Here is a 25,369-nt window from a genome sequence, read left to right on the forward strand (position 1 = left end):
AGCGGCTCTTACAATCATAAGGAAGAACTCTTGAATTTTCACACCATAGTATTTTCTGCAGCGTCTGCACTCCTGCTTCCTACTGTATTGTGGGCTGCAGATCACCAAGTGGAAATGACAAACAAAGCGGCCGACGGAACAGTCATGGCGTTTGAACCAAGGGTTCTACACGTCCAGCCCGGCGACACAGTCACATTTATCCTGAAAGATAAGGGGCACAACAGCGCCTCTATCAAGAATGCCATTCCTGATGGGGCAATGCCATGGAATGGCAAGATCAACAATCAGATTTCAGTTAAGATTGATGTCCCTGGCGTGTACGTCTACCAGTGCACCCCGCACTTTGCGATGGGCATGATCGGCGCGATCGTTGCCGGAGAGCCAGCAAATTTGGAAGAAGTTAAGTCGCTAAAGTTCAATGGTAAGGCAAAGAAAATCGTGGAGCAAATTATTGCCTCGATCGAGGCAGAGAAATAAAGTTGATTTGCAGAATGTGACACGTTAACGCAAGATGAAATAGGGACCTTCTAGAGTGGGGCCCTTATGCCTGGGCTCCGTCAAGCACGGAGCCCAGGCATAAATATTAAGCGGTCGCCTTCATAAAGTGCCGAATTTCCCGGCCGACTCGGATTCCGCTCTCTATCGCACCGTCAATATACTCATGCCATCCGTCCGCAGTGGCAGAGCCAGCAAAGAATAGACGGTTCTCCGGTTTTGCCATGTCCTTGTATCTAGAGAACCAACCTTTCCTCATGGCGGGGTAGCTCGTGCGGGCGTACTCATCCATTGCCCAATTATATGGTAGCGCTTCAAGTACCTCGACGTCGCCGTGGATTTTGCGTATTTCGGCAGCAATCGCGTCAAAATTCTCGAGGTTAATCAACGATTGCCGGCCAATCGTGATCTTGAGGATCGTCCCAAGTTCATCATCATATGCGTAAGTTTGCACAGCGTTGAATGGGTTAGGGTCATCACAGAAAGTGAATGTGTTACCAAGGTTCTGGCGTACATGGACGTAAAGCTCCGCACCGTCAGCCATCTCGGCGTGTTCGATAAATGCGCGCTTTTCGGGTGGTAGTGGTGGTTCGAAACGAACATCTGCGTAAACTTTGGTCGGTAAGGTAAGCACGCATGTGAGCGCGCGAAACACCCTCTTATCCGCAAGAGTCACCGTGACACCGTTGTCCGTCTGCGCGACAGCTTCCACAGGCACACCAAACTCAGAGTCTGCGCGGCAGTCATCGAAAATCGCTTGGCAAAGTGCATTTGTGCCGCCTTGCACGTGGTATCGCTTTTCTGAGTCAGTGAAGGTTATCGTGTCCCAAGAGGCAAGCGCGTGGAACTTAACAAAACTCGGGTAACTAAGTTCAGTGGTTGGGGCGCCGCCATAAAGCGTTAACTCCGCATTCATGGAGGCTAGCTGCAACTCGTTCAACCCAAGGGATTCGAGATGATCACGGGCAGACACGCCGTCAAGATTGGAGACCTCGTGATTGTCCAAAGGCGAATACGGCCGCGGGAACAACTCTCGTGAGCGGCTGCAGAACTTCTCGAACGCGGTGGTATACTCCTCGTCAAAAGTTGCAGGCGGCACATCGATTTTTTGGCCGTCCGCGAATACCATGTAAGCCTTATCCAGGTCCGCTAAGGGAGCTTCTTTAAATCCGAAGCCGTAGCGCTGCATCTCAGCGAAAACGTGCGGTTGGCACCAATGCACGCCGGCACCGCCTATCTCGACGGGACGACCCAGGAAATTTACGACGTGCGTTCTGCCGCCAAGTCTGTGACGGGCTTCGATAATCAGCACCGACCTGCCCTGTGCCGACAGTTCCCGTGCCGCAACTAGACCGGAAAACCCGGCACCTACGACGATTGCATCATATATCTTTTCTGTCATGTGCTTTCTCCTGCGTCGACTTTTATGAGTTAAGCTGCGTTGAGGATTTGTACGCGTGTGAATTCGTGAAAACCCTCCGGCCCGGCTTCCAGTCCAATTCCGGACTCCTTAGCTCCGGGAAAGGGAATATCCGGAGCGAGTGCCTGGTGTTGGTTGATCCAAACATTTCCCGATTCTAATCTCATGGCGAGTGCGCGCGCGCGCGTAAGATTGCTGGTCCAAATCGACGCACCGAGACCAAATGGACTCGCGTTGGCGCGGCTGATGGCGTCGTCATCATCGGTGAAGGAAATCAGCGGCGCCACTGGTCCGAATTGCTCCTCGTCCACCAGCCGCGAGCCGTCCGTAATGTCGCGAACGACCGTCGGCTCAATGAAGTATCCTGGTCTGTTGGCTACCCGTCCGCCAGCGATGATGATGCCATCTTTTTCCGCAATGGTGAGATACTCTTTGACTTTCTCGAACTGCTCGAGGTTCTGGAGAGGGCCAAGGTTGACGTCCTCGTCCAGGCCGCAGCCAAGTTTCAGCTTTTGCACAGCGATTGCGTACTTCGCGGCAAATTCATCATAAATCGAGCCTGCAACATATATGCGCTTGGCCGCGACGCAGACTTGGCCGGCATTAAGAAATGCCGCGGAGACCAACCCGGGGATGACTTGATCAATGTCTACATCGTCCAGGACAATTGCTGCATCGTTCCCACCGAGTTCGAGTGTTACCCGTTTTAGCGTGCCGGCAGCGCTAGCCATCACCTTTTTGCCCGTTGCTGTAGAGCCTGTGAACGAGATCTTTGCAACATCCGGGTGGTCGGTGAGTCTTGCGCCGAGATCGTTTCGATCGGAGATTACGTTGAAGACGCCGGGCGGAAAAATACCTTCGGCAAGTCGCCCCAGCTCTAGCGAGGTTAGCGGCGTCGTCGGCGCAGGTTTCAAAATCACGGTGTTTCCGGTGATCAGGGCGGCACCGAACTTATTGCTGGCGAGAAGCATCGGAAAATTCCACGGCGTAACGCAAGCGATCACACCCAACGGAACGCGGTGCAGTTCATATTTGCCCCGCGTATGGCTGCGTATTTCCGGTGAGGTCTCGTACGTTGCGAAATAGCGGATGCCGCGGATCGTCGCGCCGACCTCATACGTCGCCTCCGCCAGAGGTTTACCTTGCTCACGCGTAAGAAGCCGCGCAAAGTAGTCGACCTCCTGCTCTAGCCTGTCCGCCAGTAGAAGTAAGCAGGCGCGGCGGGTCTCTAACGATGTTGCGGCCCAATCAGGAAAGGCGTTCTTTGCTGATCTCACAGCCTCTTCGAGTTGTGTGGTGCTGGCGTAGGGTGCTGTCGCAAACATTTCGGCAGTGGACGGGTCGATGACCGGCATTTCTCCGGTACCCGGCACTAGACGGCCGTTTATTAGCATGTTGAAGTTTGTCACCTTTCTTTCCTCCTATTGGACTTTTTGGCGGGCTTATAGATGGGCAGGCGTACCGATCAGCTGGAGCAAGCCCGTTTTGACGAGACTGCATCTCGAAAGACTTTGATCTATTGGCAGCCCTTTGCAGGTACGCACCAAAATGGAGCTGAATTAGTCGCCGCTAACTTGGACGACACAGGCGGCTCGTGATCTTGTTTCTAGCGGACTGCGGCCAGAGCATTGACAAAACTGATCGCTGGCGTCCGATGGGCCGGGCGCTCCTCGGGGCTAACGCGCTGCTAGTTCATGGCTCGCGCGACCGTGGCAGGTATGCGACGGCTGTGGTCTCCACACGAATTGCTGGGCTTATAAAACCGACCACCTGCATGCCAACAACCGAGGGGCCTTGTTGCCCATAGAATGCTTGCCGATGGGGAAAGAGCTGTTCAGTATATTCTTTCGCGCCAACATTGTAAAATATTACTTCACTTACGATATCCTGAGGCGTCCCACCAAATTCTCGCAGCACTTCTCCGAGTATCTCATATATACGTTTCATCTGAGAACCGGCGTCCTCGGCAAATAGTTCATTCCCTGCGTTATCGGTGGCTGTCAAACCGCCGATGAATACATAGTCGCCCGCCCTTACGGCAAGGGACATGCTATAACCGTTCTCCATCTCGGGTATTCTGTGGAAAAATTGCGGCTTCATATTTCTGACCTCCTCTTGGCTCTCACGCACAACGCGCGTATTTCACGCTCTTCGCCGACATGAAAGACAGCGCCCCCTCCAAATCTCGGCTCCGAACTGTGCGCCTAACACTTCCTCCAGTGCAAAAAGGATCACCGTCCATGCAAATGGGCGTTCGGATTGGAGAATAGCCTCGCGGATGCCGCTTAAGCAGCCACTCTCGCGCCGCCACTCCCCAACAAGGTGGGTTCGAACGTAATTATTCAAGGGTATATTAAGTTGAAATGCGTGGCAAGTGTCATCAAGGCACCGCGGCTTTCTGTGGCCCGAGTGGCGACTCCATGCCGCGGCTCTATCACCCGCGGCGAAATCACATATCCAGACAAAAAATAGGTGAAAACAATACGTTACGTGAGAAGAGCGGTAAACTAGAGCTTAAGGCGCAGGCAGTGGGTTTGGTAAGCGTCGAGTCCCTCATGGGCCCAAACCACTTTTGACTTGTAATTCTTTCTTTGAATAATTAATGTGGTGAAACCTACTCGAAACAAGGGGCCTGCAAATGAAGCGCTTTCGTATTGGTCAGATCGTTCCAAGCTCCAACATTACGATGGAAACCGAGATACCCGCGTTGTTGCGAGCCAGAGAGCTCGTATCGCCAGAGCGTTTCACGTTCCACTCGTCTCGCATGCGGATGAAGCATGTAACCGCCGAGGAATTGAAGGCCATGGACAGGGACAGCGACCGGTGTGCGCTCGAACTGTCGGATGCGCGCGTCGACGTGATGGGTTATGCCTGTCTGGTAGCAATCATGGCAATGGGGCATGGCTATCATCGCCAGTCGCAGGAGCGCCTGCACAAGGCAACGGTCGACAACGGCAATCCGGCGCCGGTGGTGACGTCGGCCGGAGCGCTGGTCGAGGGCATCAAGGCGATTGGCGCGAAGAAGATCGCGCTCGTCGCGCCTTACATGAAGCCGCTCACTGAGCTCGTCGTGGACTACATCCGCAACGAAGGCATCGAGGTCAGCGTATGGCGCGCGCTCGAAATTTCCGACAACCTCGCGGTGGCCGCACACGATCCGATGAAGCTGCCCGGCATTGTCCGTTCGATGGACACGAGCGATGTCGATGCCATCGTGCTGTCCGCCTGCGTTCAGATGCCCTCGCTTGCGGCTGTTTCCGAAGCGGAAGCGGTGACTCGTAAACCGGTCTTGACGGCGGCGATCGCCACCACGTGGTCGCTGTTGAAGGCGCTCGACCTCGAGACGCGCATTCCGGGTGGCGGCACGCTGCTTTCCGGTGCCTATTAAGGGGAGGGCGCATTGGCTCGGGGATACAACGTTAACGCAAACGGCATTCGCCAGCACTTGCTCCACTATGAGGGGCGGGGACCGCAGGTGCTGCTCATTCCTGGCATCACGTCGCCGGCCATCACTTGGGGCTTTGTGGCCGAACGGCTGGCCGCAAGGTTCGACGTGCATGTGCTTGACGTGCGTGGGCGTGGCTTGTCACAAGGCGGTGCGCTCGACTTCTCGCTCGATGCCATGGCAGAGGACGCCGTTCGGGTCGCTGAAGCGGCGAGCCTCGACCGACCGATCCTGCTCGGGCATTCGATGGGCGCGCGAACCGGGATACGTGCCGCTCGCATGTGTCCGTCGGGCTTCTCGGGGCTGGTTCTGGTCGATCCACCCGTCAGTGGGCCAGGCCGACGGGGTTATCCGGCATCATGGAGCTGGTACGAGGACTCGATCCTGCTCGCCCAGCGCGGCTGCTCGCCGGAGGAGATGAAACATTTCTGTCCGAGCTGGAGCGAAGAACAGCTCGCCCTTCGTGCCGAGTGGCTGCACACCTGCCAACTGGACGCGATCCGCACCGCCTTCGACGGATTTCACTCCGATGACATCCACGCCGATCTGCCTGCGCTCCGCCTACCGATGCGCCTGGTGGTAGCAGGCGGTGCAGCGGTTATAGAGCCGGCCGATGTCGAGGAGATCAAGCGCCTCGTACCGGCAGTCGAGGTGCGAACGGTCGAGCGCGCGGGGCACATGATCCCGTGGGACGACCTGGAGGGCTTTCTCGCCGCAGTCATGGACTTTGCAGCATAGTTTTCAAAAAAAAGGGATTCTGAGCAATGGACCACACGAGTTTCACCGAAATCTGCCTCCACCAGTTGAAGATGTCCGGCGTGCGCGACGGCGAGCGCCTTGTCGTGCTCACGCAGGGCAATGAACGACTGGACTATGCAAATGCGTTTCTTGCCGCTGGCCAACGTCTTGGCGCGAACATGTACCACATGCGCCTGCCGGCGCCCTTGCCGACGGGTGGCTGGAATGTTGGCGTCACCGGCCTTGCCGCGATGCCAGATGCCGTTGAGGCCCTCAAGAACTGCGACATGTTGATCGACTGCATCTTCCTGCTGTTCTCACCGGAGCAGATGGCGATCCAGGCCGCCGGTACGCGCGTGTTGACAGCGGTTGAGCCGCCTGAACTTCTGGCTCGCATGCTTCCTTACAAGGAACTGCGGGAGAAGGTGGAAATTGGTGGCGAGATCCTCTCGAGAGCCAAGGTTATGCGGATCACGTCGCAGCACGGGACCGACGTTACATACAAGCTGAACACCTATCCCACGATCACGGAGTACGCGTGCACGGACCAACCAGGCCGGTGGGACCACTGGCCGTCTGGCTTTGTCTTCACCGGCGGCGACGACGATGGCGTCGACGGCCAGATCGTAGTCGCGCCGGGCGATATCTTATTGCCGCAAAACACCTATGTGCGTGAGCCCATCATTTACACAATCGAGAAGGGCTGGATCACCGACATCCGTGGCGGCCTCGATGCCGAAATCGTCAAGTCTTACATGCAGTCTTTCGCGGATCCGAAAGGTTACGGCATGAGCCATGTCGGCTGGGGCATGAACCCCCAGGCAAAATGGCATAACTTCGTGCCGGGCGCCTTTCCAGGCGGCATGGGCATGGAGCCGCGTTCGTTCTACGGAAACGTTATGTTCTCGACCGGCCCTAATAACGAGCTTGGCGGTCCAAACGACACACACTGCCACCTCGACATCCCGATGCGCAACTGCTCGCTCTTCCTTGATGACGCACCGATCGTCATCGATGGGGATATCGTCGTGCCGGACATGAAAATGGAACGATAAAGATCAAGTCCGAGATGCACCTCAAAATGCGGTGCATCTCGGACACAGTAGGAGACGCGCGATGTCGCAGGAAGAAGTATACGAAGCGGCTGGTTTCGGCCGACCAGTGGAGCGGGGTTCGCGTCCCGCGATTGTGATTGTCGATTTCACGTACGGGTTCACCGATAAACAGTACCCAACTGCGGCTGATATGAGCACCGAGATCGCGATGACGCGCCGTATAGCGGATGTTGCGCGCGACGCTGGATATCTCGTGATTTTTACTACAATCTCATATCATCCAAGTGAGGTGGGTAACGTTGCCTGGCTCAGGAAGGCGTCGGGTATGTCGGCGTTGCTTGAGGGCAGCCGTCTGGTCGAGATCGATGAAACTACCGGGGTTCGACCGGAAGATCTGATCTTAACTAAGAAAGGTGCCTCGGCATTTCACGGCACTTCACTTGCCTCGCTACTGACGGCTGCATGTGTCGATACCGTCGTAGTAACGGGGGCAACGACGTCAGGATGCGTGCGGGCAACGGTCGTTGACGCTGTTCAATCCGGCTTCAACGTTCTGGTGCCGCGCGACTGTTGCGCCGATCGGGCGCAGTCACCGCATGATGCAAGTCTGTACGATATTCAGCAAAAATACGCCGATGTGACCGATGCTGTCGACGTCATGAATTGGCTGGGCTCTCTACGAACGCATCGCTAGATCGCCGCACCCGCTATGCAATGAATGTGCGCCGTACAAACACCTATTAGGGCTGAAATGATCTGAAATGGCGCGATAGGGTGTATGCTTAAACGCTAAAATGAGAGGTGTTACACGCACTGTGGACGCCTTGATGACAAAAAACGTTCCGGGAACGCAGCAAATTGGGTGGAATATGATCGAAATCAAAGATGTGAGCAAGGTCTACGGGGTGGGGGCAGGCGCCTACACAGCGTTGGATAGTGTATCCCTGACGATCCGAAAAAACGAATTTTTCACACTTCTTGGACCGTCTGGCTGTGGGAAAACGACGCTACTTCGTATGATCGCCGGCTTTGACTTCGCTACGAGCGGTACATTGACGCTCGACGGGGAGAATCTGATCAACAAACCCCCGTATCTACGACCTGTAAACACTGTATTCCAATCCTATGCCCTCTTCCCGCACATGACCTGCGCGCAGAACATTGCTTTCGGACTGCGAATGCTGCGTAAGCCAAAGGATGAGATTGCTAGAACTGTCGCGGAAATGTTGGAACTTGTGCAGATGACCCGCATGGCCGACAGGTTGACTAACCAGTTATCTGGCGGGCAGCAGCAGCGCATCGCTCTGGCCCGTGCCCTGGCTCCCCACCCGAAGGTTCTGCTTTTGGACGAGCCCTTATCCGCGCTGGACTTCAAGCTACGCAAGGAAATGCAGATCGAACTCAAGCGCCTGCAAACGCAAACCGGCATTACGTTCGTTTTCGTCACCCATGACCAGGAAGAGGCGCTGACGATGTCGGACCGTATTGCGGTTATGAGTGCCGGTAAGGTCCGGCAGATCGGCCTGCCACGAGAAATATATGATCAACCGGCAGATCGCTTCGTTGCCGATTTCATAGGCGAAACCAACTTCCTTCCAGTCAATTTATCTTCTGTTGACGGTAGGGACGCCTGTATCGAATTCGAACCAGGTATACGATTGCGAGCGCGAGCACCGAAGGATGGGTCGCGCGCTGGCCCGGTAACGCTGGCGGTGCGGCCAGAACATGCTGAGATCGTCCCGGCTGGGGCTGGTCATCTCGACGGCGAGTTGATGAACATTGTCTATTTTGGCACTGGTACCGCATATCACGTCCGCGTGCGCGAAGGCGGAGTTTTTGTCACGCGAACGCAAAATGCAGACTCGTCGACCGAAGCTATTTCTGTTGGCGATCGCGTCGGCATCCGCTTGCGTGACGGCGCGGCCCAGATTCTGGGAGACTAACCATGCATCCCTCCGTGAAACGACCGACCATATCAAAGCCGCAAGCGCTTCTGATTACACCTGCATTGTTGATTCTTCTCCTAGCCGCAATCATCCCCGTCGTATTGATAACTATCTATTCCTTCCTCACTCCCGGGGAATACGGAGGGATCGACTGGACGTTCTCAACCGAGAGCTGGGTGAATGTCGTCCTAAAGCGAGATTTCTTCACTAACGAAGTCAATTGGGCGACGGAACACCTGGTGGTATTTTGGCGGTCAATAAAACTTTCGATTATGACTGCGCTCCTAACTTTTCTGTTTGGTTTTCCTGCCGCCTACTTCATCGCGACTCGCCCACCGCATCGCCGCGATTTCTGGTTGACGTTGATAATGTTGCCGTTCTGGACAAACATGCTCATTCGGACCTTCGCAATGATGCAACTGATCCGGAACGAGGGCGTATTCAATAACGTGCTCGTCGGCTTGGGAATAATCAGTTCGCCAGTCCAAATACTCTATACCGAGACCGCGATCATGCTCGGTATGACATATGTTTACCTGCCGCTTATGGTGCTTCCTATCTACTCATCAATGGAGCGATTCGACTTTCGTTTAGTGGAGGCAGGATACGATTTGTATGCCCGGCCATTTCAGATTATGCGCGAAATAATCTTGCCTGTTGTTAAGCCTGGTGTCGTCGCCGGCGTGGTTCTGGTTCTCATCCCTTGTCTCGGCGACTATGTCATAACGACAGTTCTTGGCGGAGGAAAACAACTGTTGTTGGGCAACCTCATTGGGATGCAGTTCAGTGCACTCCGCAACTGGCCGCTCGGCTCGGCACTTTCGCTGACCCTCTTAATAATCGTCGGAATTGCGATGATCGTCTTCGTGCGTGCCACGGAAAAGGAGGAGGGCGTCAATGGCTAAAACGTTCAACGTTCGTCATATGCCGGGCATTAACCTAGTAGCGATGCTATGCTTCCTGATACTATATATGCCCATCGTGCTATTGATCATGTACTCTTTTAATGCGGGCGAGGCTCTTTCCATCTGGGAGGGATTCTCGTTCCGCTGGTACGCATCGGCATGGCAGAACGCGGCAGTAAAGGAGGCGGCTGCTCGTTCTCTGACACTCGCAGTTGTCGCCGCAACCGTCGCTACGGCAAGTGGGGTTCTTTTCGCCCTAGCGACTACCCGAACGCGTCCGTGGAAAGGACAAGGATTGGCACTTGCTGTGGTCAATCAGCCGCTAATGGTCCCGGAAATAGTGACCGCGGTCGGGCTGCTGAGCTTCTTTTCGGTGCTAAAAGTGACCACTGGTTACACGGGCATGCTCTATCTTGTCGTCGCACATTCAGCATTCTGCATTCCGTTCGCCTACATGCCGGTTAGAGCGCGGCTTAAGGGGATGGACTTGAGTTTGGAGCAGGCCGGTGCAGATCTCTACGCCCGGCCAGTGGAAGTCTTTCGACACATCACACTGCCACAGCTTTGGCCGGGCCTCCTTTCTGGCTGGATGCTCGCCTTCGTCATTTCGCTCGACAACGTAGTCATTACAGAGTTCGTGAAATCCGCCGGGCAAGAAACTCTACCCACATATATGCTCGGCCAGCTCCGGCGAAGAGTAACACCTGAAATCAACGCAATCTCCACGGCGCTAATACTTGTATCTATATTATTCGTCGTGGCGACTTATTTACTTGGGCGACAGCGCAAGTAATAAAATGAACATAAACAGAAAGGGAACAGACATGAATAGAATGGCAGTCTCAATCGCCGCAGGTGTGGTGCTACTCACATCAATTCCGGCTTCCGCAGAAGGTATCTTGAACATCTACAGCTGGGGAGATCTTTGGAGCCCTGAGATGATCAAGAAATTCGAGGAACAATACGACGTCAAGGTGACATTTTCGGAGTACGATAGTAGCGATACGGCGCTGGCAAAGCTGAAGGCCGGTGGAAACGACTTCGACATGATCGTCGCAGCATCCACATATATCCCAATTTTCATCCAAGAGGGCTTGTTGTTGAAGTCCGAACCTAACAAGCTCGAGAATTTCAAGAACGTTAATAAGCGCTGGATTGATGTCAGTTTCGATCGCGGCCGCGAGTATAGTATCCCTTGGGAGTGGGCAACGGTCGGCGTTAGCGTAAATACCTCAATTTATAAGGGCGACATCAACACGGCGGCGCTGCTATTTGATCCTCCCGCCGAACTACAGGGCAAGATCAACATTATTCCCGAGATGATGGACGTTATGGGCCTGGCGATCCACTACCTTGGAGGCGACAAGATTTGCACCGACGACAAAGCCCTTCTGCAAAAGGTCCGTGATAAACTGCTGGAAGCAAAAAAGCATTGGATTTCCATGGATTACAATACTATCGATCCGATGGTAAAGGGTGACTTTGCGGTGACGAGTGACTGGGGTGGGCCGGCCTTTATCAAAAGGCAGCGCAATCCCGACATTGCATATGGCTATCCCCAAACCGGCTATGGATTGGCCATGGATAACCTTGCTATTCTCGCTGATGCGAAAAATATCGACAACGCCAAGCTATTTATGAATTTCATGATGGATCCCCAAAACGCGGCGATGTTGTCAAACTATATCAAGTACCCCAATGGCATCGACGGCTCAGAGCAGTACATGGATAAGGAAATGACCACGTCACCTGAATTCGTGGTGCCGGAGAATTTGGCTGGTCCTTCATACTGGAATGAGACCTGTTCTCCCGAAATTCAACAAATCTATGGCAGGATTTGGACAGAGTTGAAAATGTAGCCCGCGGAAACTTGAGTCGGCAGGCCGCTTCGTGCGGTCTGCCGATAAATCAGTTGCTCGTTGGGTAACAGCTGATCTGCCAACTACCCATTGTCTTAGGCGCGTTCCCCCGTTAATTAATTATCCGCATCCTTAATTCACTAATACTTTGGTGCATCGAATGGGCGGAGAAGTGATGCTACAACAAGCGAAAGCCTCCAAGGGAAGGCGCAAACCTGGGCGGCCGAAGCCTGGGATTGATTATAGAGATCTAATTTTAGATGCTGCCGAACTGATCTTCGCAGACGAAGGGTTCGCTGGCTCGAAAATGCGCGATATTGCCAACAGAGCTGGTGTCAACCAAGCTCTTATCCGGTACTACTTTGGCAGCAAAGAGGACCTGTTCGACGAGGTTTATCGTCGGCGCGGGGCATTGCTATCGGGGAGGCGCCATGTACTGCTTGACGAGGTGCTCGCCCGTCCGACGAGCTTGCGCGTCGAGGACATCGTGCTCGCTTATCTCGCTCCTCAATGGGAGATGAAACACAGCGGCCCTGCGGGTGCCGCGTTCGTCAGATTGCAGGCGCGTCTTCACGCTGAACCGGCTGAGCATTCCTTTCGCCTCCGCCGCGAAGTCTACGACTCATCCGTTAAGCGATTTGTCAACGAGATAGCTCTCCTCACCCCTGATGTACCGAAGGACATTATCAGCCTACGCATGGCGTTCTTGGTTGGCACTTATCTGTTCATGTTGAATGATCTTGGTCGGTTGAACGATCTAACTGACGGTCAACTAGGTGTAGTCGGCAAAGACGAGATGCTTAAGCACCTAACGGCGTTCTTGACCGCCGGCCTCAGAGCGCCTGTGCCGGATTAAACTGGCGTTGGAAGTGATCTTGGCCCCAAGCTTTGTCCAGTTTTGGGTTCTCAATGCGCTCCTAAGTCCACTCTTAAGAGCGCAGACTCACGGGAGACGCGGAACCTCGCAAGGCGGTTCACGCCGGAGGGATACCATCTTGCAGAATTCTTATTATCTCCGGGCAAGGCCGAGATCACCTCGAAAGCTTAATGCCGATCATCGGTGCCGGAACATACTCGCTATGCTTTGAACAGCTTGATCAGTCAATGGGTAACCTGATCAAGCAGATAGATAAAAATTAGACGAAGCTGGCGAAGGTTGGTCGTTCAGCTCCGGTCCCAAGTCGGCTGTTCTAGGTTCCAGGTGTCGGCCCAATCACATCTTCGGTCGTCGCCGTGACTATTCCGGACGCTAGTGGATTGATTCCAACACTTGGTGCCCCCGTTTGACGGCGGCAATGATTTCCTCGGGATCTGCCTTCCATTCGAAAGGGCGCGGTTCTTGGTTGTGCTCTTTGATGAACCGGTTGATGGCCGCCTGCAGGTCGACGACGGAGTGGAAGACGCCGTGCGTCAACCGTCGGCGTGTCAGTTTTGCGAAGAAGCCCTCGACGGCGTTCAGCCATGAACATGATGTTGGAACGAAGTGGAATGTCCATCGCGGATGCCTTGCCAGCCAGGCGCGGACCTTCGGCTGTTTGTGGGTCGCGTAGTTGTCGAGAATGACGTGGACGGCCTTATCCTTCGGCAGTTCCGCCTCAATCGCGTTGAGGAAACGGATGAACTCCTGATGCCGGTGACGCTGCATGTTGCGGCCGATCACCGAGCCGTCGAGAACATTGAGGGCAGCAAACAAGGTGGTGGTGCCATGGCGCTTGTAATCATGGGTCATCGTGCCGCCCCGACCCTTCTTCAATGGAAGGCCCGGCTGCGTCCGGTCGAGCGCCTGGATCTGACTTTTTTCATCAACGGAAAGGACAATGGCATGGGCCGGCGGCGAGACGTAGAGCCCGACGACATCGTGCAGTTTCTCGGCAAAAGCCTTGTCATTTGACAGTTTGAAGCGGCGCCAGCGGTGCGGCGCAAGACCATGCTCGTGCCAGATCTTGACGACGGAAGAGGCCGCGATCCCAACGGCCTTTGCCATCGCGCGATTCCAGTGCGTGGCCTCCTGCCTGGGCGGTTCCAACGTCAGCGCGACCACCTGCTCGACCAGTGCCGGATCGAGTGGAGCGATGCCGGGCGGGCGGCTCTTGTCGCGCAAAAGGCCATCCACACCTTCGGCCATGAACCGCTCCTGCCATCGCCAGACGCAGGTCTTCGATTTGCCGGTCGCCGCCATAATGGCCACCGTTCCCAAGCCGTCGTCGCTCATCAGGATGATCTTCGCTCGCCACGCATGCTTCTGCGGCGAACCGCGGTTGGCAACGATGGCTTCGAGCCGGGCCCTGTCGGCGGCTGTGACGTCAAATGCAATACCGGAGCGCATGCTGGACCGTCGCACATTCGACAACCGATGGGAATCCAAAATCGGACTCTTTTGTCGCGATCAATCCACTAGGATGTTTCGCTCGGACCCAGAATTCGCTGCATGACCTAGCCTGACCCCGCGTTAAAACTCCAGCGGTGGTACCACTCGATTGAGAGGGATTAAGAGACAGGGAGACGCAAAGCGGGTGGACACCTAGGGGCGGGCAGTTCGATGAGAGTGCGATTGTAGACGATGCCTTCTCTCTGGCCTTTGAACCGCGCCGGCTTTGCCGGAGACCGTTTGGTTTAAGTTATGCGGCCATAGCCGGTGCGTCCAGCATGGCATAGTATCGTTCTTCCGCCTCGGCCGGCGGAATGTTTCCGATTGGCTCGAGAAGGCGGCGGTTATTGAATCAATCGACCCATTCGAGCGTGGCGAACTCCACGGCTTCGAAGTTGCGCCACGGTCCCCGTCAATGGATGACCTCGGCCTTGTAAAGGCCGTTGATCGTTTCGGCGAGAGCGTTGTCATAACTGTCGCCAACACTTCCGACGGAAGGCTCGATGCCCGCTAACCGCTCGGAATAGCGAATGGACACGTACTGCGAGCCGCGATCGGAATGGTGAACCAGTCCGCCGCGATGGACGGGCCGCCGATCATGAAGTGCCTGGTCGAGGGCATCGAGGACAAAGGCCGCATGGACCGTTCGGCTTGCCCGCCACCCGACGATGCGGCGGGCGAAGGCATCAATGACGAAGGCCACGTAAACGAAGCCCTGCCAGGTCGCGACATAAGTGAAATCGGATAACCACAGCATGTTCGGCGCTGGAGCGAAGAACTGTCGGTTCACCCGGTCGAGTGGGCATGGAGCGGACTTGTCCGACACGGTGGTTTTGACTGGCTTGCCGCGAATGATGCCTTGAAGTCCCATCATTCTCATGAGCCGTGCGACGGTGCAGCGAGCGACATCGAAGCCTTCTCGCTGCAACTGTCGCCAGACTTTCCGCACGCCATAGACCTGGAAGACCTCGTTGAACACCCGGCGTATCTCGATCTTCATGGCCATGTCGCTCCGGGCGCCCCGGAAGACCGGCGGCAACGCTAAACTGGGGAAGATTCAAACGGCACTTCTGGGGAGTATTGATCCGGTATCGACACGGTGTTCGTCGATGAAGGAAATCATCGCTTCAGTGGGCGGTCGAGCTCCGCCTGGGCAAAATACGCCGAGGCTTTGCGTAAAATCTCATTCGCCTGACGAAGCTCGCGGTTCTCCCGCTCCAGAGCCTTCATCTTCTCGGCAACGTCACTCGGCAAACCTGCACGCTTGCCGCTGTCTACCTCGGCCTTCTTCACCCATTCATTGAGCGTATGTGCCGAGCAGCCGATCTTGGCGGCAATGGAAGACACAGTCGCCCATCGCGAAGGATGCTCCGCTTCATGCTCGACCACCATTCGAACAGCGCGGGCGCGGACTTCAGGAGAAAATTTGTTCGTCGTCTTGCTTGTCATAGACCCTACTTCTCACGAGTTGGGGTCTCCAGCAAAGCCGGGGCGCTTCACTTCGCCGATAGCGGCGTCTTCATCCGGTCGGAAAGCACTTCCACCAACGGCCTCTCTAAAGCCGCGATGTGGCAGTGCAACACAGTCGAAAGGTTCTTTTGCAAGACGAAGCACCCACCTTATCATCCACCTTGAGGAATGACGTGGCAGTAGATCGTTAAACTGAGGTTCGGCGCAAACACGGCTCTGGTTGCGGGCCATCCGGCAGAGGTCTGCGCTTCGGTCTACCAAGTGCGTCATCCCACTGCGGGTAGCAGGCATCGGCTTCCGCGCAAGAGGCTCGTTATCCTCCGACGCGAGTTCAAACTGCTTGATCTTCAGATTAAGATGCCGCGCCGGCTGGCATCAGACTTTCGGCAGACGCGTCCAATGCGAGACCCGGGCCGACCAAAAAATTCCTATTTGGATTAATTAATTTTTCTTAGCCCTGTGATCGGTGTAAGGTGACATCCGCCAATAGGGAGGAAATATCATGATAACCAAAACCGCCTTGATCGCTGCCTTGACGACAGTCCTCGCAAGTGAAGTTGCCTACGCGGATGGAGAACTCAACATTTATACGTATGGTGGCTACACAAGCGCAGAAATGATCAAAAAATTCGAGAGTGAATACAACGTAAAGGTTACAATCTCGGAGTACGATACAAACGATACCGCCTTGGCAAAATTAAAGGCTGGTGGACATGGGTTCGATCTTTTTGTTGGAGCATCTACATACACCCCGATTTTCATTAGGGAGGGGTTACTTTTTAGGTCAAATCCAAATGAAATGGCAAACTTTCGAAACGTGAATAAGCAATGGGTGGATGTGCCTTTTGATCCGGGTCGGGCATATACAGCACCATGGCTCATAAATGTCGTCGGAGTCAGTGTGAACACGTCAGTATATCAAGGCGATATAAATACAGCGGCGATTATATTTGATCCGCCAAACGAACTTAAGGGGAAAATCAACGTACAGCCCGAAATGCTGGATATAATGGGGCTCGCGATCCATTATCTGGGCGGGAAAGAGCTTTGCACCGATGACAAAGTCCTTCTGATGAAGGTGAGGGATAAGCTTCTCGAGGCGAAGAAGCATTGGATCTCTATGGACTATATGACACGTGAACCCATGATCAAAGGCGATTACGCTGCATCGGCTGATTGGAATGGAGTTGCTCTACAGGAGCGCTTGCAGAACAAAGATATCGCGTTTGGTTACCCGCAAACAGGCTTCCCGTATTGGATGGATAACATTGGCGTTGTAGCCGGCGCCCCAAACTTGGAAAACGCGAAGCTTTTCATCAATTTCATTATGGATCCGCAGAACATCGCTCTTGAGTCGGATTTCACCAACTTTGCAAATGGAATTGACGGCTCGGATCAATTCATGAAGAGCGGAATTGCTTCAGCGCCGGAGTTTCTAATTCCGGACAATTTGAAAGGCGCGGGATACTGGGCTACGACCTGCCCACCCGCGATCCAAAAGCTGTATGGCGCGATTTGGTCAGAGGTTAGAATGTAGACATCGAGTCTTCGCAGCACGCCGGTACAGCAACCCGGCGTGCAATTTGCTCGCCAAATGCATACAATCAACAGCGCCCGGTTTCTCTCTTCCTCTCTTCCTGCGGGTTCGACTATATTTCAATGTATCGCTTGGCTAATTGATTAGGTTTCTTAGACCTTAGGGTGGCCGTCACTGCCCAATGAATCTTAACTGAACTTTATCCCGGAGTCATTCGCTGGGGTTTGTCTTTGTCAGAGAGCGTATTTCGGCTCGTAATCTTCATTTCTTCCGAAGCGGAGCGGACAAGTCCTGCGTTGTTCGCCAATACATCATCTGGAAGTAGGGATGTCATCAACGATGCGGTTTCCTGCCATTAGCAACCGCCCCGCTGGGCGCTAGGCGCTCGTTGCGCATGATTTGAAACGCGGTCGTCAAAAGCCTGTGCGCAATAACGCCACGCGCATTAATCGTCCTTCGAAGACCGGCGGACGGCCATCAGTCGCTATCCACAGCGTCGGACCGGTTTTGCGTCTGTTAATCTCGGAACAGGTTCACCCGGTACCTTCATAAATACGTCGGGGCGCTGCGGCTTTTGCCAGGATTGAGCGAACTAATGAGTCTCGTCTTAACTCGACGATAATTATTCCATGTTATAAAAAGAGCGTGGACGCCGGAAGCGAATACGACAGGTCGTGCACCTGGAAACGGACGCGCCTTGTTCCATGCAACGGCCTTGTATTGATCCGTGACTATCGATGTCACAAGTAGATGCGCAATTTTATTCCTTCGGTGCACGCAACGGCTGTCCTCCGCACGATTGGCAAACAAGACGTGCTGGTCGACCGGTGTGCGGAGAATGCTAGACTTGGTTTGACTGAAACTCTCGCTCATTAGATTGGGGTGGTTACAAAAATGCGCACGAAACGGTCTCTTGCTTTGAAGCTAATCGCTGTTACTGCTGCCGCGATAGCCCTAGTCTTAGTATTATCAAATGCTATCCTTGTTTTGGTTACGAAGAGCCGGATAGAGCATCTGACCGTCCAGCAGGCTAAACTCGAAGCTGCAAAATTGGCAAATGACATTTCAGCGGAAATGACAGCGTTATCGGCTCCGACATCCACGATGGCAGCTTTGATCGGCCAAGGCAGAGAAAAAGACTATCTTGATCGTGCTGCGGTGATCGACATGCTACGTGCTACAGCGCAAGCCACTATCGTTTTCAGCAGCTGGTTCATGGAAGAGCCCAACGCTTTTGACGGAAAGGCGGCAGAGTTCAAGGGAAACACGACGCTTGGATCAGCAAGTAATGGCGCGTTTTCGCCTACGTGGACAAAGCCCGGCGGGACTCTATCGATGGCACCAGTCGCCCTCGATTATAGCGCTGAATACTACCACGTAGCTTCCAAGTCCCGGCAGGGCCACCTAACGGAGCCCTACGTTTGGGTCGACGCGCAAGGATCTTTCCTCTTATCCACGATCTCGTATCCAGTCGTCAGTGCAGATCGCCTTATTGGTGTGACTGGTATGGACGTAGACCTAACGGCGCTATCCGCCAAGCTTGGCGCACAAAGGCCATTCGGGTCAGGGCGAGTATATGTTATTTCCCAGGCAAAACGGTGGATCGTAGCGCCCAGTGCGGACCAAACAACAAAGAATTATGATGGACTAGGCCAAAAGGAACTGTCCGAGGCGATCACCGAGCAGAAAACTGGAATTGTAGAAGACGTTGAGGTCGATGGGGTCAATTACACCCGCGTCCTACTTCCTTTCGAAGTGCCGCATTTGAATGTCCGGTGGGTTGTCTGCGTCGACGTTCCGACTTCGGTAATTGCCTCTGCGGTGAACGAACAAATTACCTTAATGGTCTCGGCAGGCTTTTTTGTAGTATTTATAATAGCGCTCGTCTTATTTGTTACGACAAGAATAATGCTTGCCCGTCCAATTGGGCGTTTGGTCAAAGTTGTGGAAGCGTTGGCCGTTGGGAACTATAGTGAATCAACCAAAGATACACGTCGATCGGATGAGATGGGAGCGGTCGCAACCGCGTTGGAAAAGCTACGCCATGCCCTCATCCAAGGAGAGCGTGCGGAAACAGAGGCGACTAATGTGAGAGAGGCAAACGCGCGTGAGCGCGCTACCGCCGAGGCCGCTCGCGCGGACGCGCTTGAAGAACAGCGCCTCGTAGTGCGTGTGGTCGGGGAAGCGTTGAAGGACCTTGCGCAGGGTAACCTTACCTGCCGAATTCGGGAAGAGTTCCGAGGTGAATATGCCGAGCTCAGGGTCAACTTCAACTCGGCTTTGTCCAGCTTAGAAGAGACAATCCGCGTGGTTGGCAGGGGCGTAAGTCATATCAACGCAGGGATAGAGGAGATTAGCTCAAGTGCGACCGACTTGGCGCGACGGACTGAAATGCAAGCGGCAGGCTTAGAAGAATCCGCCGCCGCGATGGCAGAACTTACGGAACAGGTCCAAGCAAGCGCGACGAGAGCTTCCGCTGCTGCGTCAAGCGTCAGCGCTGCCACCAAGGATGCAGTTACGACTGGCGATATTGTCGAGTGCGCGGTCCAGTCGATGGAGAGCATTAGCCAATCGTCGCTGGAGATTACCCGTATCACAGGCGTCATTGATGAGATCGCATTCCAAACAAATCTCCTTGCCCTGAATGCTGGCGTAGAGGCGGCACGTGCGGGTGAGGCTGGGAAAGGCTTTGCCGTCGTCGCTCAGGAAGTACGTGAACTAGCCCAACGGTCAGCTGCAGCAGCGAAGGACATCAAAGTGCTGATTAATTCGTCTGCGATGCAGGTACAAGAGGGGGTCGGACTTGTCGGAGAAGCCGGCCGCGCTTTGAGCAGGATCACAGCGCAGATCACAGCAATAAATGAGAATGTAAGGCAAATCTCTGTGGTAGCGGACGAGCAATCCGTTGGCCTGAAAAGTATCAGTAGCTCGATAAACCAGATGGATCAGGTTACACAGCAAAATGCAGCCATGGTTGAGGAAACGACTGCGGCAAGTGTATCGCTTCGAGATGAAGCGCGCCTCTTGAGTGAAGCGGTAAATCGATTCAATTTCTCTGAAAATCGCGGCAAGGAAGAACAAATCCCGCAGCGTCGTGTGGCTTGAGTTCTCGCCGGTTCGCATGGTTTCAGATACAAGTCCGGTCGCGCTCCGGTGCAAGTTTTTCACGGGGCGAGGGTCACCAGCTTGACATCTGGAATTGCCCCTTGAAACTGAAGTGCCTCAATTAGACCGGACAGTCGGCATAAGCAGTAAGCACAGGCTTGAGGACAAGCTTATGTCTACCGACTGTCGACGCATGGAGTGATCACTGTCAATCGGCGCGGAATGTTGACCCCTTATCGGCGTCCAATCTTGGCTCTGACTCAATCTCGATGATGTTTAGGCTTCAATTGGCGTGGTTTTCTCTGGAGAATCACCGCCATGCGGACCCGATTTCGACTTTCCGATCTGATCCCGGCCGAATTCAACGTTGAAGCAGTGCACGATGCGGCCGGCGCGATTGTTGTCGTAGCATCTGGCCGGTCAGAACAATGTAGATGCCCCCACTGTGGAACCGTCTCCCGGCGCATTCATAGTCGCTATCCTCGGAGGCTTGTCGACCTGCCGTGTGCGGGTCGGCGGATCGAGCTGCACCTGACTGTCAGACGCTTCGTCTGTAGTGCCGGCAATTGCCGCCGAAAGATTTTCGCCGAGCGCTTTGGTGACGACGTAATTCGCCCCATGGCTCGCCGTACAGCACGCCTGGACTGTCTGGTTCGCCATCTTGCTCTCGCATTGGGTGGTCGCCCGGCGGCCCGATTTGCAGATCGTCTCGGATTCCCGGTGAGCAATGACACGCTGCTGCGAACCGTTCGCCGATACGACCGTCCTGCGCCGATACCACCGAGCGTCATCGGCATTGATGACTGGGCCTGGCGACGCAATCATCGATACGGCACCATCATTTGCGATCTTGAACGCCGAAGGGCAATCGCATTGTTGCCCGACAGGGAACAGGCGACCGCCGAGGCCTGGCTGATCCAGCAGCCCCAGATCGAGATCGTCGCAAGAGACCGTGGCGGTGGATATGCGAAGGCCGTCGCACGAGCGTAAGCGGCAAGCAAACCCCATCTGGCAGGGATAATGACCATCAGGCTATGGCTTCAAGCATGTGATATTCTCTGATTGTGAGGATCTATGTCTACGCCTGCGGCTAGCCCTAGAATGATCCATATGATTGAAGCCGTAACGGATCGACTTGAGGGGGCTCCCCGGCAGTTGCGCCGTTTTTGGTCCGACGAGTTCAAGCTTGAGGCCGTTGAGGAGGCATGCCGACCTGGAGTGAACATCTCGGCGATCGCACGACGGATCGGCATAACTCCCTCGCAGCTCTATAGGTGGCGGCGAGAACTTGTGACCGAGAGCGCCCCGGAGCCATCGGCGTTGGCCGAAAGCCAGATGGGATCTGTAATCGCGACCAACTCGGCCATCGAGATCATTATCGGCGACGTCGTTGTCCGGGCGGGCGTGGATGCCGATGAAGCACACCTCCGTCGCGTAATCAAAGCGGTGCGGTCGGCATGATCCCGTCGAACGTAAAAGTCTTTCTTGCGAGCCATCCGATCGACTTCCGTAAGGGGCCAGACGGCCTGCTGTCGTTGGTGCGCGATGCTGGCAGTGATCCGTTCAACGGAGCTCTCTATGTCTTCCGGGCGAAACGAGCAGACCGGATCAAGATCGTATGGTGGGATGGCTCCGGTGTTTGTCTTTACGCCAACGATCTGCATTCATACTGCATCTCTCTTTCGGGTTCAGTTGAAGGTTTTGGCGTGTCTGGCATTTTCCTTATGGGCGGCGACGCGATCGACGAGCTGGTTCCATCGACTGCATTGCTTTTGCGGTAAATCTGTCTTCGGAAGCTCGTACAGGTGGTAGTGTCCGTTGTAAGCATGGCTGGTGACGAGGCCATGTTCAGCCCATCTGGCGAGGGTATGTTCATGGATATTGAGGTGCGCAGCCGCCTCCTTTTTTGTCAACATTCCACGATCCCGGAGCCGGTTATAGCGCGATCTCAGCTTGTATTCGCGAACGAGGTAGGTGACGCGTTTGGTTGTGAAGCGGGCGTTGCGCTGGTCACGGCGCGTCACCGAGCCCGGACGGTATCCCTGATTGTTGAGAATCTCTGCGATCTCGGAAAAAATATGATCGTCGAGGAGTTTATCGATCAGTTGGATGACGTCGGGGTTCGTCTTGACCTGCTGGCTGGGCGATTTTGGGCTGATGGTGACGAGTGTCTGGGTTTTACCGCCCTTGAAGCGAATATGAGCCTTGGTCGTGCCTCTCTTCGGTAGTTTGAGGAGGGTAACGTCCTCAATGATGTGGGCAAGCAAGCGCTTTCGTTCGCGGTTCGGGGTCTCTGGATTGGTCCAGAGTTTTTTGAAGTCCGCCGTCATGGCGACCAAGCGCTCGTGGACGGCCTTATCAAGGATGAATTGATCGTGCTCCTGGCCGCGCTCGCGCTCTTCGCGGGCATTGGCTAAGATGCGGAGCTTCTCGTTCCATTCGCCTTCGAGCGTGTCGGCGACGAGGCGGTTGTTGGGATCGACGAGCATGAAACGGCGCTGGGCGAGATCGGCCTCCGTTTGGGCGCGCTCGATTGCGCGACAGCGCAGCCGGTCCGCCTCTTCATGCCGCGCTTCGATCTCTTTGCGGACTTCGAGCGCCAGTTCGACGGCGGCCGGCGTCATCTGCTCTGCGATCAGCATGCCGATGGCTTCGTCGATGGGAGGCGCGGCGATCGCCTGGCATAAGGGTTCACCGCGATTGGTACGGGCGCGATCACAAACGTACCAGGCTTCCTGCCGGCCGCGCCGGGCAGCATAGCGCATGTGAAAATGCCTGCCGCATTGCCCACACACGGCGCGCCCCTGCAGCAGCGCCGGGCCTTCGCGCGGAGGTGATGCGACCCCCGCGTTCCATTTATGGCAGATGTTCGACGTTAGAATCCTGAGGTTCTCCTGATGCTGCTCCCAACTGATGTAGCCGGGATGGGCATCTGGAATACATGCTGTCCAATCGTCACTACCTTGTTTGCGCACGAGCTTCTTGCCATCAATGGTTCGTCTATAGCGACGGCGTCCATAGGCATAGGCTCCGGCGTAACGTGGATTGTGCAGGACGCGCATCGCCGTCGAAGGCGTCAGTGGCCGGAAAACCGTCTGGCTGCCGTGCAGACGGGAGGGAAAGAGAATGCCCTCTTGACGAAAGGCCTTGACGGTCTGGGAGGCGGATCCGACGCGAGAGAATGTCTCGAAGAAATGGGCGATTGTCTCTCTGACTTGCATGTCCGGATCAAGCGTCACGTTGCCGGAATGGTCATAGACCAGCCCGGTCGGGAGGGGGCAACGGAACTCGCCACGCCGGGCCTTATTGAGGATGCCGCCGCGCAGCCGTGCCTTGATCACATGCAGTTCGGCCTCACTCATTGTTCCCTTGAGGCCGAGCAGGAGCCGGTCGTTGAAACTACCCGGGTCATAGACGCCGTCCTCGTCGAGGATCAGGGTATCGGCGAGAGCACAGATCTCGAGCAGCCGCTGCCAATCGGCATTGTTGCGCGCCAGACGAGAGACCTCCAGGCCCATGACGATCCCGGCATGCCCCATGCCGACATCGCTGACCAGCCGCTGAAATCCCTCACGCCAGACCGCCGATGCGCCGGATTCGCCTTGATCATTATCGATGACGATAATCTGCTCCTCGCGCCAACCAAGGGCGATAGCACGGCCGCGAAGCGCATATTGGCGCATGGCGCTCTCGGTATTGTCGATGACTTGCCGCATCGAAGATTGGCGGATGTAGAGGTAGGCGCTGCGTTCACGGTGATGAGACTGGACTTTGAGGTGTAGATTCATGGTGCTCTCCGTTGGTGGATGCTCATGGCGATGGTCGCCAGGACATGAACGACGGCGCTGAGGTCGCCGTGCGCCGGTCGGATGGCCGATGACAGGTAAAACTGGCCTTGATCAGGGCATGCCGCTGCAGGCAGTGCGCGGGCCCATCCCCACATGCCGCGGCGCAGAAAAAGCATGAGGCCGCTACGGGCCTTGAGCGGCAGAACTTCGCCGAGAGCTGCGCTGCGCAGCACCTCGTACTGGTCCGCGGTGGCCGGCAATGAACATGCCGATGCCGTGGCAACGTCTAGCGGATCGTTTTTTTTAACAGCCGCTCGATCGTCCTGGGATGAAGTGCGACATCGAGTTCGTTGCGGACCAGCTTGGCGAGTTCGCGCGCACGAACGGGCTCGCCCGGGACCAACCTCGCCTGGAGAAATGCCAGGACTTCGTCGTCGACCTTGTGGGGACCGCGGGGTCCCGGCTTTGCCGGTACCAGTCCGGCAATCCCACTCGTGTCGAAGTTTGCCTTGGCCTGGTAGTAGGTTGGCCTGGAAACACCATACTCGTCGGAAGCGTCCGTTACCGAGACATTGTCGATGGAGACGCGCCGCAGCATCTCGTATTTGACCTGGACGGCGTCGTGCGGATCGAAGAACTCGCTTCCCTGGAACTTCGGGTCGCGCACCTTCTCGGGATTTGGATTGAAGGTGCCCTCGTCGAGGAGGGTATCCATCTTTGATCGCTTGCCGCCGTACTTCGCAGGCATTGTAGGTTCCGGGTGCAAGATCGAGTATTAATGTAAATCTATTTATACCGCCATTCTCGTTTAAATCAAGAGCGATCCCACATTGTGTCACCAGAAATTGGCAGATATTATAGGATTTACGGCTCATTGCGGGGCCTCTTGCGGCATAATCTGGTTTACACTAGCGGCATAATTATCCTTACACTCCGCTGCCAACCTGCCACAGAGGTGTTCCACCATGCTGGCTAGTTCCATCAAGTTCGAAACCAGCAAGAGCGCGCGCCCATTGCTCGCGACAACTTCTGGATCAATGCTCACAAGATCAGTCCATTGAGGGGGAAGCGGCCATATGGCGCCATCCTCGGTCTGCAAAAGCAGACGGTCGCCCTGCAAGTTACCTCGCTTCCCAACGCAGGGCAGCTGCCGGCCGAAAAGAGGATGAAACTGATGGGTAACCAGCACTAGCTGCTGATCTGCGCCCGAAGGGGCTGCATTCTCAGATAAGGTACAA

21 protein-coding genes, 2 pseudogenes and 1 other annotated feature are annotated in these 25,369 nt (G+C 55.2%); of the genes and pseudogenes, 15 read left to right on the forward strand and 8 right to left on the reverse strand.

Features of this window, described 5'->3' with window-relative positions; genetic code table 11:
• The first annotated feature begins 45 nt into the window (after positions 1–45).
• Positions 46–477 carry a pseudoazurin gene (locus tag ACTJKL_RS25500; RefSeq protein ID WP_051514968.1) on the forward strand — a complete coding sequence of 144 codons (432 nt, stop codon included), beginning with the start codon at positions 46–48 and terminating at the stop codon, positions 475–477.
• 106 nt (positions 478–583) lie between these two features.
• Here ACTJKL_RS25500 and nctB read toward each other — a convergent pair whose 3' ends face one another.
• The 3 genes from nctB to ACTJKL_RS25515 form a co-directional block, all read right to left on the reverse strand.
• Entirely contained in the window at positions 584–1,897 is a 1,314-nt protein-coding gene (nctB, locus tag ACTJKL_RS25505) for a (S)-6-hydroxynicotine oxidase NctB (RefSeq protein ID WP_064334256.1), read from the reverse strand.
• Positions 1,898–1,926: 29 nt separating this feature from the next.
• The gene (locus ACTJKL_RS25510) at positions 1,927–3,324 is read right to left on the reverse strand and encodes an aldehyde dehydrogenase family protein (protein WP_024899997.1); all 1,398 of its coding nucleotides are present in this window, start codon (positions 3,322–3,324) and stop codon (positions 1,927–1,929) included.
• A 283-nt stretch (positions 3,325–3,607) separates the two neighbouring features.
• On the reverse strand, positions 3,608–4,015 hold the full coding sequence (locus ACTJKL_RS25515) for a Rid family hydrolase (RefSeq protein WP_024899996.1): 408 nt from the start codon (positions 4,013–4,015) through the stop codon (positions 3,608–3,610).
• 538 nt (positions 4,016–4,553) lie between these two features.
• Here ACTJKL_RS25515 and ACTJKL_RS25520 point away from each other — a divergent pair.
• From ACTJKL_RS25520 to ACTJKL_RS25560, 9 genes are all read left to right on the forward strand, one after another.
• Positions 4,554–5,303: a maleate cis-trans isomerase family protein gene (locus ACTJKL_RS25520; protein ID WP_024899995.1), complete on the forward strand. Its 750-nt coding sequence runs from the start codon at positions 4,554–4,556 to the stop codon at positions 5,301–5,303.
• A 12-nt stretch (positions 5,304–5,315) separates the two neighbouring features.
• Positions 5,316–6,098 carry an alpha/beta fold hydrolase gene (locus ACTJKL_RS25525; protein ID WP_440854105.1) on the forward strand — a complete coding sequence of 261 codons (783 nt, stop codon included), beginning with the start codon at positions 5,316–5,318 and terminating at the stop codon, positions 6,096–6,098.
• A 26-nt stretch (positions 6,099–6,124) separates the two neighbouring features.
• Positions 6,125–7,153: a 2,5-dihydroxypyridine 5,6-dioxygenase NicX family protein gene (locus tag ACTJKL_RS25530; protein ID WP_024899993.1), complete on the forward strand. Its 1,029-nt coding sequence runs from the start codon at positions 6,125–6,127 to the stop codon at positions 7,151–7,153.
• Between the two features lie 61 nt (positions 7,154–7,214).
• Positions 7,215–7,847 carry an isochorismatase family protein gene (locus tag ACTJKL_RS25535; protein WP_035209864.1) on the forward strand — a complete coding sequence of 211 codons (633 nt, stop codon included), beginning with the start codon at positions 7,215–7,217 and terminating at the stop codon, positions 7,845–7,847.
• 133 nt (positions 7,848–7,980) lie between these two features.
• A complete protein-coding gene (locus ACTJKL_RS25540; protein ID WP_243016884.1) occupies positions 7,981–9,096 on the forward strand; it encodes an ABC transporter ATP-binding protein in 1,116 nt (371 codons plus the stop codon).
• Positions 9,097–9,098: 2 nt separating this feature from the next.
• Positions 9,099–10,004, forward strand: coding sequence for an ABC transporter permease (locus ACTJKL_RS25545; protein WP_440854106.1), 906 nt, complete (start codon positions 9,099–9,101; stop codon positions 10,002–10,004).
• Positions 9,997–10,797, forward strand: coding sequence for an ABC transporter permease (locus ACTJKL_RS25550; protein WP_440854107.1), 801 nt, complete (start codon positions 9,997–9,999; stop codon positions 10,795–10,797). Before ACTJKL_RS25545 ends, ACTJKL_RS25550 begins: the two co-directional genes overlap by 8 nt.
• A gap of 31 nt (positions 10,798–10,828) precedes the next feature.
• On the forward strand, positions 10,829–11,863 hold the full coding sequence (locus tag ACTJKL_RS25555) for an extracellular solute-binding protein (RefSeq protein WP_440854108.1): 1,035 nt from the start codon (positions 10,829–10,831) through the stop codon (positions 11,861–11,863).
• Positions 11,864–12,023: 160 nt separating this feature from the next.
• Positions 12,024–12,719: a TetR/AcrR family transcriptional regulator gene (locus ACTJKL_RS25560; RefSeq protein WP_440854109.1), complete on the forward strand. Its 696-nt coding sequence runs from the start codon at positions 12,024–12,026 to the stop codon at positions 12,717–12,719.
• A gap of 393 nt (positions 12,720–13,112) precedes the next feature.
• Here the strand turns inward: ACTJKL_RS25560 and ACTJKL_RS25565 are convergent, their stop codons facing one another.
• Together ACTJKL_RS25565 and ACTJKL_RS25570 are read right to left on the reverse strand one after the other, a co-directional pair.
• Positions 13,113–14,189: an IS630 family transposase gene (locus tag ACTJKL_RS25565; protein ID WP_064334252.1), complete on the reverse strand. Its 1,077-nt coding sequence runs from the start codon at positions 14,187–14,189 to the stop codon at positions 13,113–13,115.
• Between the two features lie 292 nt (positions 14,190–14,481).
• Positions 14,482–15,680 (reverse strand): annotated as a pseudogene (locus ACTJKL_RS25570) (IS3 family transposase).
• Positions 15,294–15,396 (reverse strand) — a sequence feature (AL1L pseudoknot). It overlaps the preceding pseudogene by 103 nt.
• 523 nt (positions 15,681–16,203) lie before the next feature.
• Between ACTJKL_RS25570 and ACTJKL_RS25575 the strand changes: the two are divergent.
• The 5 genes and pseudogenes from ACTJKL_RS25575 (at position 16,204) to tnpB (ending at position 22,124) form a co-directional block, all read left to right on the forward strand.
• Positions 16,204–17,238, forward strand: a complete 1,035-nt coding sequence (locus ACTJKL_RS25575) for an extracellular solute-binding protein (RefSeq protein ID WP_024899825.1) — start codon at positions 16,204–16,206, stop codon at positions 17,236–17,238.
• Between the two features lie 894 nt (positions 17,239–18,132).
• Positions 18,133–20,343, forward strand: coding sequence for a methyl-accepting chemotaxis protein (locus tag ACTJKL_RS25580; RefSeq protein WP_427142550.1), 2,211 nt, complete (start codon positions 18,133–18,135; stop codon positions 20,341–20,343).
• Between the two features lie 318 nt (positions 20,344–20,661).
• A pseudogene (locus tag ACTJKL_RS25585) lies at positions 20,662–21,330 on the forward strand (ISL3 family transposase); the annotation flags it as partial.
• Positions 21,331–21,453: 123 nt separating this feature from the next.
• A complete protein-coding gene (locus ACTJKL_RS25590) occupies positions 21,454–21,804 on the forward strand; it encodes a transposase (protein WP_241605988.1) in 351 nt (116 codons plus the stop codon).
• On the forward strand, positions 21,801–22,124 hold the full coding sequence (gene tnpB, locus ACTJKL_RS25595; protein ID WP_440854110.1) for an IS66 family insertion sequence element accessory protein TnpB: 324 nt from the start codon (positions 21,801–21,803) through the stop codon (positions 22,122–22,124). Before ACTJKL_RS25590 ends, tnpB begins: the two co-directional genes overlap by 4 nt.
• Here tnpB and ACTJKL_RS25600 read toward each other — a convergent pair.
• From ACTJKL_RS25600 to ACTJKL_RS25610, 3 genes are all read right to left on the reverse strand, one after another.
• Positions 22,032–24,131, reverse strand: coding sequence for a recombinase family protein (locus tag ACTJKL_RS25600; protein ID WP_440854089.1), 2,100 nt, complete (start codon positions 24,129–24,131; stop codon positions 22,032–22,034). The genes tnpB and ACTJKL_RS25600 overlap by 93 nt on opposite strands.
• A gap of 286 nt (positions 24,132–24,417) precedes the next feature.
• Positions 24,418–24,879 (reverse strand): helix-turn-helix domain-containing protein, encoded by a 462-nt coding sequence (locus ACTJKL_RS25605; RefSeq protein ID WP_130521527.1) that lies wholly within the window; start codon positions 24,877–24,879, stop codon positions 24,418–24,420.
• 123 nt (positions 24,880–25,002) lie between these two features.
• Positions 25,003–25,369: DUF5372 family protein (locus tag ACTJKL_RS25610; RefSeq protein ID WP_440854088.1), on the reverse strand; the 367-nt coding region annotated here is incomplete at its 5' end.

The organism is Sinorhizobium sp. 22678 (assembly GCF_052044265.1).
Taxonomy (GTDB): Bacteria; Pseudomonadota; Alphaproteobacteria; order Rhizobiales; family Rhizobiaceae; genus Sinorhizobium; species Sinorhizobium meliloti_A.